General features: G+C 67.9%; 12 protein-coding genes. 5 read left to right on the top strand and 7 right to left on the bottom strand.

Annotation, left to right across the window (positions count from 1 at the left end):
• The first annotated feature begins 1 nt into the window (after position 1).
• Positions 2-1,336, top strand: coding sequence for a type II toxin-antitoxin system HipA family toxin (locus DIE15_RS00490; RefSeq protein WP_057927159.1), 1,335 nt, complete (start codon positions 2-4; stop codon positions 1,334-1,336).
• 107 nt (positions 1,337-1,443) lie between these two features.
• The gene (locus tag DIE15_RS00485) at positions 1,444-2,679 is read left to right on the top strand and encodes an NADH:flavin oxidoreductase (protein ID WP_124831926.1); all 1,236 of its coding nucleotides are present in this window, start codon (positions 1,444-1,446) and stop codon (positions 2,677-2,679) included.
• A 35-nt stretch (positions 2,680-2,714) separates the two neighbouring features.
• On the opposite strand, the gene DIE15_RS00480 is transcribed toward DIE15_RS00485, so the two are convergent.
• Entirely contained in the window at positions 2,715-3,842 is a 1,128-nt protein-coding gene (locus tag DIE15_RS00480; RefSeq protein WP_124831924.1) for a 4-hydroxyphenylpyruvate dioxygenase family protein, read from the bottom strand.
• A 357-nt stretch (positions 3,843-4,199) separates the two neighbouring features.
• Here DIE15_RS00480 and shiA point away from each other — a divergent pair, with 357 nt between their 5' ends.
• Both shiA and DIE15_RS00465 read left to right on the top strand, forming a co-directional pair.
• Positions 4,200-5,507: a shikimate transporter gene (shiA, locus tag DIE15_RS00470; protein ID WP_057927156.1), complete on the top strand. Its 1,308-nt coding sequence runs from the start codon at positions 4,200-4,202 to the stop codon at positions 5,505-5,507.
• A gap of 211 nt (positions 5,508-5,718) precedes the next feature.
• A complete protein-coding gene (locus DIE15_RS00465) occupies positions 5,719-7,020 on the top strand; it encodes a UDP-N-acetylglucosamine 1-carboxyvinyltransferase (protein ID WP_057927155.1) in 1,302 nt (433 codons plus the stop codon).
• Between the two features lie 168 nt (positions 7,021-7,188).
• On the opposite strand, the gene DIE15_RS00460 is transcribed toward DIE15_RS00465, so the two are convergent.
• On the bottom strand, positions 7,189-7,602 hold the full coding sequence (locus tag DIE15_RS00460) for a PIN domain-containing protein (protein WP_082664735.1): 414 nt from the start codon (positions 7,600-7,602) through the stop codon (positions 7,189-7,191).
• A complete protein-coding gene (locus DIE15_RS00455) occupies positions 7,589-7,822 on the bottom strand; it encodes an AbrB/MazE/SpoVT family DNA-binding domain-containing protein (protein WP_057927271.1) in 234 nt (77 codons plus the stop codon). Before DIE15_RS00455 ends, DIE15_RS00460 begins: the two co-directional genes overlap by 14 nt.
• Before the next feature lie 175 nt (positions 7,823-7,997).
• On the opposite strand from DIE15_RS00455, the gene DIE15_RS00450 reads away from it, so the two are divergent.
• Positions 7,998-8,768, top strand: coding sequence for an IclR family transcriptional regulator C-terminal domain-containing protein (locus DIE15_RS00450; RefSeq protein ID WP_057927153.1), 771 nt, complete (start codon positions 7,998-8,000; stop codon positions 8,766-8,768).
• A 39-nt stretch (positions 8,769-8,807) separates the two neighbouring features.
• On the opposite strand, the gene DIE15_RS00445 is transcribed toward DIE15_RS00450, so the two are convergent.
• The 4 genes from DIE15_RS00445 to DIE15_RS00430 form a co-directional block, all read right to left on the bottom strand.
• Entirely contained in the window at positions 8,808-11,108 is a 2,301-nt protein-coding gene (locus DIE15_RS00445) for an ATP-dependent DNA helicase (protein WP_124831922.1), read from the bottom strand.
• On the bottom strand, positions 11,105-12,799 hold the full coding sequence (locus DIE15_RS00440) for a VRR-NUC domain-containing protein (RefSeq protein ID WP_124831920.1): 1,695 nt from the start codon (positions 12,797-12,799) through the stop codon (positions 11,105-11,107). The genes DIE15_RS00445 and DIE15_RS00440 overlap by 4 nt, the downstream gene beginning before the upstream one ends.
• A gap of 105 nt (positions 12,800-12,904) precedes the next feature.
• Complete coding sequence (locus tag DIE15_RS00435) at positions 12,905-13,783, bottom strand: MipA/OmpV family protein (protein WP_057927150.1); 879 nt, start codon at positions 13,781-13,783, stop codon at positions 12,905-12,907.
• Between the two features lie 206 nt (positions 13,784-13,989).
• Positions 13,990-14,301: a hypothetical protein gene (locus DIE15_RS00430; protein ID WP_057927149.1), complete on the bottom strand. Its 312-nt coding sequence runs from the start codon at positions 14,299-14,301 to the stop codon at positions 13,990-13,992.
• Between the last annotated feature and the right edge of the window lie 377 nt (positions 14,302-14,678).

Here is a 14,678-nt window from a genome sequence, read left to right as displayed (position 1 = left end):
GATGGTCCGCCGCCCCCGCCATGATCGCCTCGACCTGTGGATGAACGGCATCCCGGTCGGGTACTGGGAAGTCCGGCGCGGCGTCGAGCGCCTCGTCTACCTGCCCGCGTGGGTCGACGATCCGCAGGGGCGTCCGCTGTCGCTGTCGTTGCCGTTCACGCCCGGCAACCAGCCGCACCAGGGCGCGATCGTCGCCGACTACTTCGACAACCTGCTGCCGGACAGCCAGCCGATCCGCCGCCGCATCGCGCAGCGCTACCGGCTCGGGTCGACCGCGCCGTTCGAACTGCTCGCGTCGATCGGCCGCGATTGCGTCGGTGCGCTGCAGTTGCTGCCGCCCGACGAGAGGCCAGTAGACCTCCAGGCGATCGACGGCACCGTGCTCGACGATGCGGCCGTGGCCGACGTGCTGCGCCACGCGACCGCCGCGCCGCTGCCCGGCCACGCGGAACCGGACGGCGAGCTGCGGCTGTCGATCGCCGGCGCGCAGGAAAAGACCGCGCTGCTGCGTCACGGCAACCGCTGGCTGCTGCCGTCGGGCAGCACGCCGACCACGCATATCTTCAAGCTGCCGCTCGGGCGCGTCGGGAACATGCAGGCCGACATGCGCACGTCGGTCGAGAACGAATGGCTGTGCTCGAAGATCGTCGCCGCATACGGGCTGCCGGTCGCCGCGTGCGACATCGGCCGGTTCGACGACCAGAAGGCGCTGATCGTCGAGCGCTTCGACCGCCGCCCGTCCCGCGACGGCACGTGGATCCTGCGGCTGCCGCAGGAGGACATGTGCCAGGCGACCGGCACGCCGTCGGGCGCCAAGTACGAATCCGACGGCGGCCCGGGCATCGCGACGATCATGGGGATCCTCGCGAATTCCGCCGATGCCGCGCAGGACCGGATGAACTTCTTCGTCACGCAGCTCGTGTTCTGGGTGCTCGCGGCCATCGACGGTCACGCGAAGAATTTCAGCATCGCGCACCTGCCGGGCAATACGTATCGCAGCACGCCGCTGTACGACGTGCTGTCCGCGCATCCGATCATCGGCACGCGCCGCAACCAGCTGCCGCCGCGACGCGCGCGGCTCGCGATGGCCGTGTGCGGGAAGAATCGCCATTACGTGATCGGCGATATCCAGCCGCGTCACTGGATCGCGCAAGGCGCCCGCGTCGGCCTGACCGAGGACGACGTGCGCGCAGCCATGGCCGACGTGGGCGCACGCACGGAACCGGCGATCGCCGACGTCGCGTCGCGCATTCCAGCGGACTTCCCGGCGGACGTGGCCGATGCGATCTTCGACGGGATGCGCCGCCAGGCGCGCAAGCTCGGTGCGGCCGACTAGGCGATGCGCGCGGCCGCGCACCGGCGGCGGGTCATCCATGCGGACGATGCGCCACCGCGCCGACTCCGCACAATGGTCGCCGTGCCCAATCCCGACGCCCGCCCGACATGGAACCCGCCGCCCTCGATACCGCGTTCAGCCCGTTGCAGATCGGCCCGCTGACGCTGCGCAACCGCCTGATCAAGTCAGCGACCAACGAAGGGATGACGCCGAACGGCGTGCCGTCGCGTGCGCTCGTCGGGTTTCATGAGCGCATCGCCGAAGGCGGCGCCGCGCTGACGACCGTCGCGTACTGCGCGATCAGCGACGACGGCCGCACGTTCGTCGACCAGGCGCGGCTCGATGCGCCGACGGTCCGGCAATTCCGCGCGCTGACCGACGCGGTGCATCGCCACGGCGCGGCGGCGTCCGCGCAGATCACGCACGGCGGCTGCTTCACGTTCCTGCCGTCGCTGTCGACGAAACGGCCGTTGAGCGCGTCGGGCGGGTTCAACAAGGTCGGCGTGATGAGCGGCCGCTTCCTGAAGCGGGCGATGACGCGCGACCAGATGACCGTCATTGCCGACGAATTCGCAAATGCGGCGCGGCATGCGCGTGACGCGGGCTTCGACGCGGTGGAGATCCACATGGGGCACGGTTATCTGCTGAGCCAGTTCCTGTCGCCGCTGTACAACCGTCGCCGCGACGCGTATGGCGGCGATGCGGCGCGTCGCGCGGCGTTCCCCGTCGAGGTGCTGCGCCGCGTGCTCGATGCGGTCGGCCGCGATCTCGCCGTGGTCTGCAAGATCGGCGTGACCGAAGGCGTGCGCGGCGGCGGGACGGCCGACGACGCATGCGAGATCGCGCGGCGGCTCGAGGCCGAAGGCGCGCACTTGCTGATATTGAGCGGCGGGATGAACGTCGAGTCGGTATGGCAGCTGTTCGGCAGCCCGCTGCCGGGCGACGCGCGCGCAAACGCCGACAACGCGATCGTGCGCGCCGCGATGGCGCTGCAGAAACTCACCGAGCCGAAGATGGGCGCGTTTCGGGAGATGTATTTCCTCGAGCATTCGAAGAAAGTGCGCGCGGCCGTCAGGATGCCGCTCGCCTATCTCGGCGGCGTGCGTTCGCGCGAAAACGTCGCGCTGGCGATGCGCGAAGGATTCGACGCGGTGGCGCTTGCCCGCGCGCTCGTGTTCGAGCCGGGCTTCGTAAACGGGCTGCGCGACGGCCGCCTCGCGCAGTCGGGCTGCACGTCATGCAATCGCTGCGTCGTGTCGATGTACACGCCGGGTGGAACTGCATGCGCGCTCAAGGAGCCGAACGACGCGGCGCCGAACCGCGTCCCGGCCGCGGGCGCTTGAGGCCAGGCTGCGGCTGATTCCGTGGCCGCTGCCGCTCAGCCTGCGTCGCGCGCGCGGGCCAGCGCCGCGAGGTTCCCTTCGCCGAATCCGTGGTGTCCCTGCCGCTGCACGATCTCGAAGAAGATCTCGCCGGGCCGGCGCTTGACGAAGGTCTGGAAGAACAGGCGCGGCACGCCGTCGCTGCCGATTTCGCCGTCGATCAGCACCGCGCGGCGGCGCAGCGCATCGAGATCGACGCCGTGCCCCGGCAGCCGCGCATCGACTTCGTCGTAATAGCGCGCCGGCGGCTCGATGAATTCGACGCCGTTCGCGCGCAGCGCATCGACGCTCGCCAGGATGTCGTCGGTCGCCAGTGCGACGTGCTGGACGCCTTCGCCCGGATGGTCCGGCAAATACGCATGCATGAGTTCGGTGCGCCGCGTGCCTTCCTCATAGACCGGAATCCGCACCGCGCCGCACGGCGACACCATCACGCGCGAATCTTCCGACACATGCCAGTGCGCGTCGATTTCGTGGATTTCGCGGAAGTGCAGCAGGTCGTGGTAGAAGTCGAGCCACTCGCGCATGCGCCCCGCGCCGACCGTCTGCGTGAAGTGGTCGACCTGCTGCAGGCCCGTGCCCGCGCAATCGAGATCGGTATGCGCGGTCGAGATGTCGATCGGCCGGAAATCGATGTCGAAGATCGAGATGTCGCCGACGCCGCCGCGCTGGCCGTCCCGCCCGCGCCAGCGGTCGACGAAATAGAGGTGCGAATCGCCGATCCCCTGGATCGCGGGAATCTTCAGTTCGCCGACCCCGATCCGCTCGCCCTCGAACGCCCACGCGCCGAGTTCGATTGCCCGCTCGAACGCGCGCCGCGCGCTGGCCACGCGCAGCCCGATCGCACAGACGCCCATCCCGTATTCCTCCGCATAGCGCGCAGCGAACGAATCGGGTTCGGCGTTGATCAGGAACTGCATCTGTCCTTGCCGGTACAGCGTGACGTTCTTGCTGACATGGCGCGCAATCGCCTTGAACCCGAGCTGCTCGAAGCGTTGCGCGAGCGCGCTCGGCACCGGCGCCGCGAACTCGACGAATTCGAGTCCGGCCATCCCGAGCGGATTGGCGGCCGGATCGGCAACGGGCGGCGTATCGCTGGACAGGGGGTGGGAATTGCCGGGCATTCCAGTCTCCGGAGGCATGCGGTCGATGGGGATGACGCCCGGCGCGTGCGGCACGCCCGGCCGAGGTGACGGCCGGACATCCGCCCGATTCGGGTGCGGTTTTGATGGTCCCGATTTTAACCAGATCGTTCACGGCGGCACACCCTGACCGAACGGGATATTCGTCCATCGCCTAGTGCAAACCCGAAAATCGTTCGATAATCGCACACAATCGAACGATAATCGCGCAATTTAACCGATCGGCCAATTGCCGTGACGGAGCGCGCGCCCTATTCTCCGTTCACCCTTCGACTTCAATGCAGCATCGGACGCGGCGCCGCCGCGATTCCACGATGCGCCGTGCCAGGAGACTTCGCCATGACCCCAACCTTCGACACCCTCGACGCCGCCGCCGGCGCCCGCGCGCGCAGCCAGGCCCGCAAGGCCGCGATCGGCAGCTTTGTCGGCGCCGTCGTCGACTGGTACGACTTCCTGCTGTACGGGATCGTCGCCGCGCTCGTATTCAATTCCGAGTTCTTCCCGAAGATCAGCCCGACGATGGGCACGCTCGCTGCATTCGCGACCTTCGGCGTCGGCTTCCTGTTCCGCCCGCTCGGCGGCGTCGTGTTCGGCCATTACGGCGACCGGCTCGGCCGCAAGCGGATGCTCGTGCTGACCGTGATGCTGATGGGGCTGTCGACCGTCGCGATCGGCCTGCTGCCGAGCTTTGCGACGATCGGCTGGTGGGCGCCCGTGCTGCTGGTGCTGATGCGTGCGATCCAGGGCTTCGCGGTCGGCGGCGAATGGGGCGGCGCGGCGCTGATGGCCGTCGAAAGCGCGCCGAAGCACAAGAAGGCGTTCTACAGCAGCGGCGTGCAGGTCGGCTATGGCGTCGGGCTCGTGCTCGCGACGGGCATCGTGTCGATCCTGAGCCATACGCTCGGCGAGGCCGCATTCAAGTCGTGGGGCTGGCGCCTGCCGTTCGTGTTCAGCATCGTGCTGGTGCTGATCGGACTGTGGGTCCGCAAGAGCATGGACGAGTCGCAGGAGTTCGTCGAGAAGGTCGAACACGGCAACCGCAAGCTGCGCCTGCCGGTGCTCGAGGCGCTGACGCGCCATCCGAAGGCATTCCTGCTGATCGTCGCGCTGCGGCTCGCCGAACTGTTCACGATGTATATCGTCACGGCATTCGCGCTCAGCTATTCGACGTCGAATCTCGGCATGTCGCGTGACCTGTTCCTGAACATCGGCCTGCTGGTCGGTGCGGTGAGCTGCGTGACGATCCCGTGCTTCGCCTGGATGGCGGACCGCTTCGGCCTGCGCCGCATCTACCTGATCGGCGCGCTGATCGGTCTCGCGTCGGCGGTGCCGTTCTTCGTCGCGCTGGAGGCACGTTCGATCGCGTGGATCGTGGTGTTCTCGATCCTGTTGGCCAACGCCGCGCACGACATGGTCGTGAGTGTCCAGCAGCCGCTCTTCACCGAGCTGTTCGGCGCGGAATACCGCTATAGCGGCGCGGGCGTCGGTTATCAGTTCGCGAGCGTGGTCGGCGGCGGGTTCACGCCGTTCATCGCGGTGGCGCTGGTCAGTCTGGCCGGCGGTTCGTGGCACCTCGTCGCCGGTTATCTCGCGGTGGGCTGCCTGATCTCGCTGGTGGTCGCCGCGCGGATGCGGGCGGCGCAGTGAGGGAATGACCGGATGGCCGGCCCGATACGCGGCCGGCCATTTCCGCACCGGCTGCCATCCCCGGCCAGCCGGTCAGGCCCCGCCTCCACCCAACGTCAAACACGGTCAATCCCGCGCGCGGAAGCCCATTTTCCCCTCTGAACATTCCACGTCGCCCGCCGACCAATGGCATCATATGGGCCTACGTCAGTCACCGATACGCCCCCATATCATGTCGAATCTCATCGTCCACGGCGGCAACCCGCTGCGCGGGGACATCAAGCCGTCCGCGAACAAGAACGCCGTCCTGCCGATTCTGTGCGCCACCCTGTTGACCGATCGGCCGCTGCGCCTCGTCGGCGTGCCGGACATCACCGACGTGCGCAAGATCCTCGACATCTTCCGCACGCTCGGCAGCGACGTGTCGGTCGATTTCACGACAGGCATCCTCGAGCTCCACCATCGCAACACGGCGTTCGACCCGGCCGTCCACCGCCTGCCCGAGGCGATGCGCTCGTCGATCATGCTGATTCCGCCGCTGCTCGCGCGCTTCGGCGTCGCGCGCCTCGAGAACGACGTGAAGGGTTGCACGCTCGGCGTGCGCGAAATCGATCCGCACGTCGAAGTGTTCGAGCGCTTCGGCGCGCATATCGAGCGCACGCCCGATTCGCTGATCGTTCGTGCCGACGGCCCGCTGACGGCCAACGATCACTGGCTCGACTACGCGTCGGTGACGACCACCGAAAACTTCGCGCTGTGCGCGACGGCGGCAAGCGGCACGTCGACGCTGATGAATGCGGCGTCCGAGCCGCACGTGCAGGAGTTCTGTCAGTTCCTCGCGATGATCGGCGTCGCGATCGAGGGCATCGGCACGTCGCGCCTGTGCGTGACGGGCGGCGGCAAGCTTGGCGGCGGAGAATTCCGCTTCGCCGAGGATTTCCACGAAATCGCGACGTTCCTCGCACTCGGTGCAATCACGGGCGGCGATATCACGGTCCGCAACTCGTCGCCGGAGCATTTCCCGCTGATCGACCGCACGTTCGCGAAGTTCGGCGTGAACGTTACACACCGTGACGGCTGGTCCCGCGCGGAACGCGACGGCCCGCTGCGCGTGCGTCGGCCGTTCACGCAGAACATCCTGACCAAGGTCGAAGCCGCGCCGTGGCCGTACCTGCCGGTCGACCTGCTGCCGATCTTCATCGCGCTCGGCGTGCGCGCGGAAGGCAGCGCGATGTTCTGGAACAAGGTCTACGACGGCGCGCTCGGCTGGTCCGGCGAACTGTCGAAGTTCGGCGCGCACGTGCTGCTGTCCGATCCGCACCGGCTGATCACGTTCGGCGGGCTGCAACTGACGCCTGCGCGCGTCGAGAGCCCGTACATCATCCGCGTCGCGATCGCGCTGCTGATGGTGGCCGCGAGCATCGAAGGCCGCTCGGAAATCATGAATGCGCTGCCGATCCGCCGCGCGCACCCGCATTTCGTCGAAAACCTGCGTTCGGTCGGCGCGAACGTCGAGTGGACGAGCAGCGAGTAACGGCAATCGGGATGCGGCGAGCGTAACGCGCGCGCCGCATCCGACTGTCCCGCTTTTCACATTCGGCCGGTGGCATCGATACGCCGGAAAACCCTCTTCAGCCATCGGTGGCCGTCGCGTTCGCCCATCGTCATGCGTCCCCGCCAGCGGACCAGAAACCCTCAGCGTTCAGGCAAACGGATTTCGCAACACCGGGCCGCCTTGTACTCGCAAGCCGTCATGCATGTCTTCGGTGTACAGGTATTCACACCCCTCGATCGAAGCAGTTGCCACGATGCACGCGTCGTAGAAAGACAAGCGATGCCACTCCGCCAACCGTCGCGCGAGGTCGTGCGTATCGACAGTGATCGGCACGATATGGCACAAACTCCTGATCGGCTCCAGAAACTTCCCCACCTCACGCCACGGCATCCGCAATTTCCGGTGGCAAACGCTGGCGACTTCATTCAATACCTGAACGCTGATGGTCGGCCGCCGAAGGAACAACGCTTCCGCACGGTTTGCCTTGGTTTCGTCCCCGGACAGCAGATAAAGCACGACATTGCTGTCGACGAACGATTTCTCGAACTCAATCCTGCTCATTCGCATCGTCCCGGCTGAACTTGAAATCGGCGGGCAACTTGCCCCTGAAATGCCTCAAGCGCTGCAGAAGCTCGTCGGGCCTGGGCTTGCGACTTACCGCGAAGACCCGAGGGCTGTCGACCACGATTTCGATATCGTCCCCTTCGCGGAGCTCCAGTGCGTCGACCACACTGGCCGGAAGGCGAACCGCCAGGCTATTGCCCCACTTTGCAACCTGCATATGAGCCTCCATAGATATACGTGAAAGATTGTATATCTTCAATGTGAATCAGCAAGCTAGCCAAATGGACGGTTCGGATATCGCGCACTCGTCTTCCTCCACGACTCGCGCGATAATCGCCCACTCCTGCGCGAACACCGCGCACGTCCTGACACGCCACCACCGCCCCTCGACGATGAAAAAGCCCGATCTCGACCGACGCGACTGGATTGCCGGCCTTGAAAAAGGCCTGATGATCCTCGAGGCGTTCGACAGCCAGCACGCGCGAATGACACCGACACAGGCCGCCGCCCGCACCGGGCTCACGCGCACGGCCGCGCGGCGCTACCTGCTGACGCTGGAATCGCTCGGCTACGTGTACACCGACGGCAAGCTGTACGGCCTCACGCCGCGCGTGTTGCGGGTCGGCTGGTCGTACTTCGATTCGGCGCGCCTGCCGCGCACGGTCCAGCCCTATCTGCAGCAACTGAGCGCATCGCTGAACGAATCGGCCTACGTGAGCGTGCTCGACGGCTGGGAGCTCGTGTTCATCGCCCGCAACGGCGTGTCGCGCGTGATGACGACCGGCTTCGTGCTCGGCGCGCGCGTGCCGGCCCCGCTGACGTCACCCGGCGTCGTGCTGCTCGCGCATCATCCGGATCGGGAGGCGGTCCGCGCATGGCTCGCCGATACCGCACTCGCGCCATTCACGCCGAACACGATCACCAACAAGGCACGCCTGCTCGAACAGGTCGACCACGCGCGCGACGCGGGCTTCGCGGTGATCGAGCAGCAACTGCAGGTCGGCGTGCGCGGCATCGCGGTGCCGCTGAAGAACCGTCACGGCGAAGTCGTCGCCGCGCTGAGCACGAACATGCCGATCGGCGCGGAATCGACGGACGCGGCCGTGCGGCGCGTGCTGCCGCATCTGCAGGAAACCGCGCTCGCGATGCTCAACGTGCTGTAGGGATTCGGGCAAGCGCGTACGCGGTACGCCCCCTGACGGTCACCCGATCCGCCACCACCGTGGCAGCAGATCGCGCACCTCCCGCCTTCGGTAACGATCGTCGATCAGATGCACGACGCCCTCGTCGTGCTCGGTGCGGATCACGCGCCCGGCAGCCTGCACGACCTTCTGCAAGCCCGGGTACAGATACATGTAGTCGTACCCGTTGCCGAAGCGCGCATCCATCGCGCGCCGCATCTGTTCGTTGACGTCGTTGACTTGCGGCAGCCCGAGCGTCGCGATGAACGCGCCGATCAGCCGTTCGCCGACGAGATCCACGCCTTCCGAGAACGCACCGCCGAGCACCGCGAAGCCGACACCGCGCCCGCCCGCGTCGAAGCGCGCGAGAAACGCGTCGCGCTCGCTTTCGGCCATGCCGGGCGCCTGGGCCCACACGGGTACGTCCGGATGGCGCGTCTGCATCAGCGCGACGACGCGCCCGAGATAGTCGAAGCTGCTGAGAAAGCCGAGGTAGTTGCCGGGCCGCGTCGCATACTGCGCGGCGATCAGGTCCACGATCGGTTCGAGCGAACGGTCGCGATCGCGCCAGCGCGTCGACACGTGGCTCGCGACGCGCACGGTCAGTTGCTCGGCGCGAAACGGCCCGTCGACGTCGAGCCAGCCCGTGTCGGCCGGCAGCCCGAGCGTGTCGCGATAGAAATGAAACGGGCTGAGCGTGCCGGAAAACAGCACGGTCGCGCGTGCGGCTTCGTAGCGCGGCGCGAGAAAGCCGGCCGGGATCACGTTGCGCACGCACAGCGTCGACTGGATGCGGCGTCGGCGCCCGGCCGGCGCGCCCCCGTCGGGCTCCGACTCGCGTGGCAGCGGCTCGCCGTGCAGCGTCGCGTCGAAGATCGACGCACCGTCGAACGCATCGGCGAGCACACCGAACTGGATCGCCTCGAAATGAAAGCGCAGCAGCGCATCGCCGTTCGCGCGCGGCGCATCGGTCAGATGCTCGCCGATCGCCGCGACAAGGTTCTGCACGGCCGACACGATCGGGCCAGGAATCTCCGGGTACGCCGCGTAGCGCTCGGCCTGTGCGCGATTCACCGTCCCCCACGCACGCGCGAGCCGGTCGAATGCCTTGCGCAGTGCCGCCGGTGCTGCCTCGCGCGCAGCCGCGAACGCGAACGGGTCGAGCGACGCGCTGTACATCTTGCGTGCGCGATCGAGCAGGTTGTGCGCTTCGTCGACGAGCACGCCGACGCGCCACTGGTTCTGCTGCGCGAGCGTGTGCAGCATCGCGCTGCCGTCGTAGTAGTAGTTGTAGTCGCCGATCACCATGTCGGACCAGCGCGCCAGTTCCTGCGCGAGGTAGTACGGACAGATGTCGTGCGCGAGTGCGGTCTCGCGCACGGTATCGCGATCGAGCAGCCCCGCCCCGATCGCCGCGTCGCGCGCGGCCGGCAACCGGTCGTAGAAACCTTGCGCGAGCGGACACGATTCGCCGTGGCACGCGCGGTCCGGATGCTCGCACGCCTTGTCGCGCGCGACGAGCTCCAGCACGCGCAGCGGCAGCGCCGGCGTACCGGCGCCGAGCGTCGTGGCCGCCTCGAGCGCGAGCGCGCGGCCGGGCGTCTTCGCGGTCAGGAAGAACACGTGATCGAGCTCGCCCTCGCCGCACGCCTTCAGCAGCGGAAATACCGTGCCGAGCGTCTTGCCGATGCCGGTCGGCGCCTGCGCGATCAGGCAGCGTTCGTCGCGCGCCGCTCGATAGACCGACACCGCCAGCTCGCGCTGACCGCTGCGGAATTGCCCGTGCGGAAACGTCAGCGCGCGCAGCGCCGCATCGCGGGCCGCGCGATGCGCGGTCTCGCGCTCGGCCCAGCCGACGAAGCACGCGCACTGCTCGGCGAAGAACGCGGCGAGCACGCTTGCGCTCAGCGTTTCCGTCAGCACGGTCTCGCGCTCGGACACGATGTCGAAATACACGAGCGCGACGTCGATTTCCGCGAGGTCGCGGGCGTCGCACATCAGGTGCGCATAGACCTTCGCCTGCGCCCAGTGCAGCGCGCGGTGATTGGCCGGCATCGCATCGAGGCTGCCGCGATAGGTCTTGATCTCCTCGAGCCGGTTCGCGACCGGGTCGTAGCCGTCCGCGCGCCCGCGCACGGTGAGCGTGCCCCAGGTACCCGCCAGCGCGATCTCGGTCTCGTAGCGCGCGCCGCGCTTCGACGTGACGGCACCGTGACCGGCAATGCCTTCGAGCGCGGTCGGCGCGGGCGTGAAGCGCAGGTCGAGATCGCCGCGTCGCGCGGTGAACTCGCACATCGCTCGCACCGCGACGACATAGCTCATGCGGACAGCCCCGCCGCTTCAACCTGCTCGACGCCGGCGCCTGCCCATTCGACATCGACGACACGCACCGGAATGCCATGTGCGATGCAGTACGCTAGCCAGCGCGTCTGGTTGTCCTGCAGCCGGTCGCCGGGGCCCTTCACCTCGATCAGTTCGTAGCGCTGCTCGTCCGGCCAGAAACGGACGAGGTCGGGTAGCCCCGAACGATTGCCGCGGATGTCGGCGAGCAGGCGCGTGAACCACAGCCGAAGGTGCGCCGGCGGCAGGCAGGCGAGCGCCTGGTCGAGCAGTTCGTCGGTCAGCACGCCCCAGAACACGAACGGCGATTGCAGCCCCATCTTCGTTGCATGGTGCCGGCGAATCGTGTCGCGATATGCCCCCGAGTCGAGTTGGGCGAAACAGCCGGCGAACGCATCGGTGCGGCGCACCGCGAAATCGGGCGCGTGCAGGTCGGCCGGGCCGCGCTGGAACGGGTGAAAGAACGCGCCGGGCACGGCCGCGAACACGGGCTCCCAGCACAGCAGCCCGAACAGCGAATTGATCAGCGTGTTCTCGACGTAGTGAACCGGCGCGTCGGGCTGTGCAAGATGGTCGCGCACCGCGAATTCGACGCTGACAAACGCGTCGGGACGCGCCAGCACGAGCGTTTCGCGCGGCACGTCGGGCGCGCTGCCCGCGCGTTCGACCCGTTGCCCGAGACGGCGCTGCAGGCGCGGCAGCATCCGCTCGACGCGCTGGCGTTCCTCGTCGCTTTCGAAGCCGCTGCGCGCCTCGAGCGCCAGCGTGAGCGCATCGTCGTCGCATCCGCAGCGTTCGAGCACGCGAATGCGCCGATGCCGGCTGCCCGGCCACGCACTGCGCGCATAGGCGTCGAGCGCGGCGGTCCAGTCGGCGCGCCGCTCGCAGGTCTGCCCAAGCGTAAACAGCAGCTTCGCGCGGCGCGTCGCGAGCCACGGCTGCGCGCAGCCGACCGCGTCGATCGCCCGCAGCAGGTCGTCGAACGGCAGGTCGTCGGGCCACGCGTCGAGTGCTTCGCGGCACGTCTGCAGCGCGAGATACGTATCGACGTCGGCTCGCTGCTGGAACGCGCGCGACGACGGCGCGAACGGCACGCTTTCGTACTGGAACACGCCGAGATCGGCGAGCACGAATTCGCTCCAGTCCTGATGAAGATTGCCGAAGAACATCAGCCGCAGCCGGTCGCACAGCGCACCGACCGTCACGCGCAGCACGCGATCGTCGGCCTGCGCGCACCACGCGTCGAGCGGTTGCGCAACCTCGTGCGCGGGCCGCAACCGTTCGAGCCAGTCGGGCTTGCGCTCGCCCGCGTGCGCGGCGAGCGACGGGAACATCTTCAGCAGATCGCCCTTGGTCGACAGCGCGAACAGTTCGTCGAGCGTGAGCGCGGGCGCCGGATCGACCCAGCCGAGTTCGACGAGCGGCGCGGCCGCGTCGAGCGTGCTGCCGATTTCGTCGTACACGAGCTTGCTCGCCCGGAAGTCGGATCCGCTGCGCATCAGCATCCGCACGAGCAACGCGCGCGATGCTTTCGGCAGCCGCGCGAAATGCGCGAGAAACGCGTGTTCGTGCGCGTCGAGCAGGTCGTCGTAACGCTCGCCGAGCCAGGCCAGCGCGCGTTCGAAGTTGGTCAGGTAGTAAAACGCCGGAGGCGTCGGCGATGCAGGCGTCACGGGGATCGATCACTGTACGTTTGTACAGGTCGGAATCATATCAAATGTGACGAAAAATACCGCATGCCGCGCACCGCCCGGCCGCGCCCGCGGGTCCCTCGCCGATCAGAACTGGTAGTTCACCGACATGTCGAACACGCCGTTCGTCGACTGCTGCGTGATCGGGCTGCGCCGTGCACGGCCGACGAGCTGCTCGATCGCGCCGTCCATCGTCACGAACCAGTGCTTGTTGACGAACCAGACCATCGTCACGCCAGCGCCGAACGACTTCATCCCCGCGCCCGACGAATAGGCCGGCAGCCCGGAACGCGCGGACGCCCCCGGGCTCACGCCGAACCAGCTGTTCATGTAGCGCGAATCGGCGAACGACACGGTCGGCCCGGCGAACCAGAAGAAGTGTTCGTTGCTGCCCGGCATCGGCATGTACGCGGAGAAATCGCCGACCCAGCCGTTCGAGCCGCCGATGCTGCGCCGGACGTCCGCGCGCAGCACGAGCGGGAAATCCTTCGAGATCACATAATCGGCCGCGAGCTTCATCACCGGCGCCGCGTTGATGTTGTCGAGCCCGTTCAGGTGGTCGAGATCGTCGGCCGAGCGGCGTCCAAGGTCATAGCCGACCGACATGCTCACGCGCCAGTTGGGCCCGCGCAGCACGTTCGCGCCGAGCCCCTCGCCCGTCGACAGGAAGAACAGGTCGCGATAGCGCAAGTCGAAGTTCGGGCCGCCCATCACGCGATATCGATCGGAGCCTGCGTAGCGCGGCTGCAGCGTCATCGCGGCACCGACGCTGACCTGCCACGTGCGGACGGTCGGGTTGAACAGTTTCTGCAGCGGGACGCCCGCCGAGTATTGCCATTCGCCGAGCGGCGAAGGCGTCTGGGCCGACGCGTCGCGGGCACCGGACGCCGCCAGCGCGGCGAAGGCCGACAGGCCGGACACGAACCGGCGGGTGCCGGGCGACAACAACGGGCGGGCAACGGTCATCAAGGCGGTCTCCGTCGGTTGCGCGAAACGAACCTGAGGGAAAGCGCGTCGCGCCTGACCGGCTGCAACGGCAGGCAGCCGGCGGCGCGAACGTAGCGTGCGCTGAATTAGTGAACATCCTACGCGACGCGCGCGAAGCCGCAAAGCGCCCGTTGAGCACGGGCACTTTGCCGGCCCCCGGCACGCGCCGGAGGATGGTTGCGGAATCAGAAACGCTCGACGTGATAGTCGCCGGCGAGCGCGGCCGGGCTGCGCTTCGACATCATGCGCGAGAAGCCATCCGCGAGCCGCCCGAGCGCGAGCTGCTTCTGGCTCGCGTCCCAGTGCGTGTAGGTGTCGTAGGCGGTGTCGTCGAACGACACGGTGACGGCGACCGGGTGGCCGCTTGCACGAAAACCGATATGCAGCACGCCGCCCGGCAACTCCTCGATGTGGTAGCGCAACGAACGCGACTCGAAATAGCGGCCCAGCACCTGGGCGATCGCGCGCTTGTCCGGCGATTGCACGTGAATGTCCATGATGGTCCTCCTTTCAGTGATCGCGCGGCCGGCCGCGGTTCGCTGCGCCCGCCCGGCATCCGTATCGGCGGCGGCCGCGATGGCGGATCGCCCTGCGGCAGGCCCGGCGGCACGGGCGGATCGACCGGATCGTCGTGCTCGGGCAGCGTCGGGTCGGGATCGACGTCGGGCGTCGGTTCGGGACGGTGCAGCATGGATCGCGTGTTCATGTCATTCCTGCGCGGCGGCTCGCGCGTGTCGATTGGCGCGGCGACCGGGCGCAAGCGGCGTGCCCGCTCGCCGGTGCGGCCGCGCGGCCGATCATGCGTCGCAAGCCGCCGTCACGTCACCCGCCCGCGCGTGCGCCCTTCGGCGGCGAGCTGCACCGCGCGCGGACG

This window comes from Burkholderia sp. Bp9031, assembly GCF_003857965.1.
Classification (GTDB): Bacteria; Pseudomonadota; Gammaproteobacteria; order Burkholderiales; family Burkholderiaceae; genus Burkholderia; species Burkholderia ambifaria_A.
Note: the sequence above shows the minus strand (reverse complement) of the source record. Positions and strands in the feature narration are given on the sequence as shown.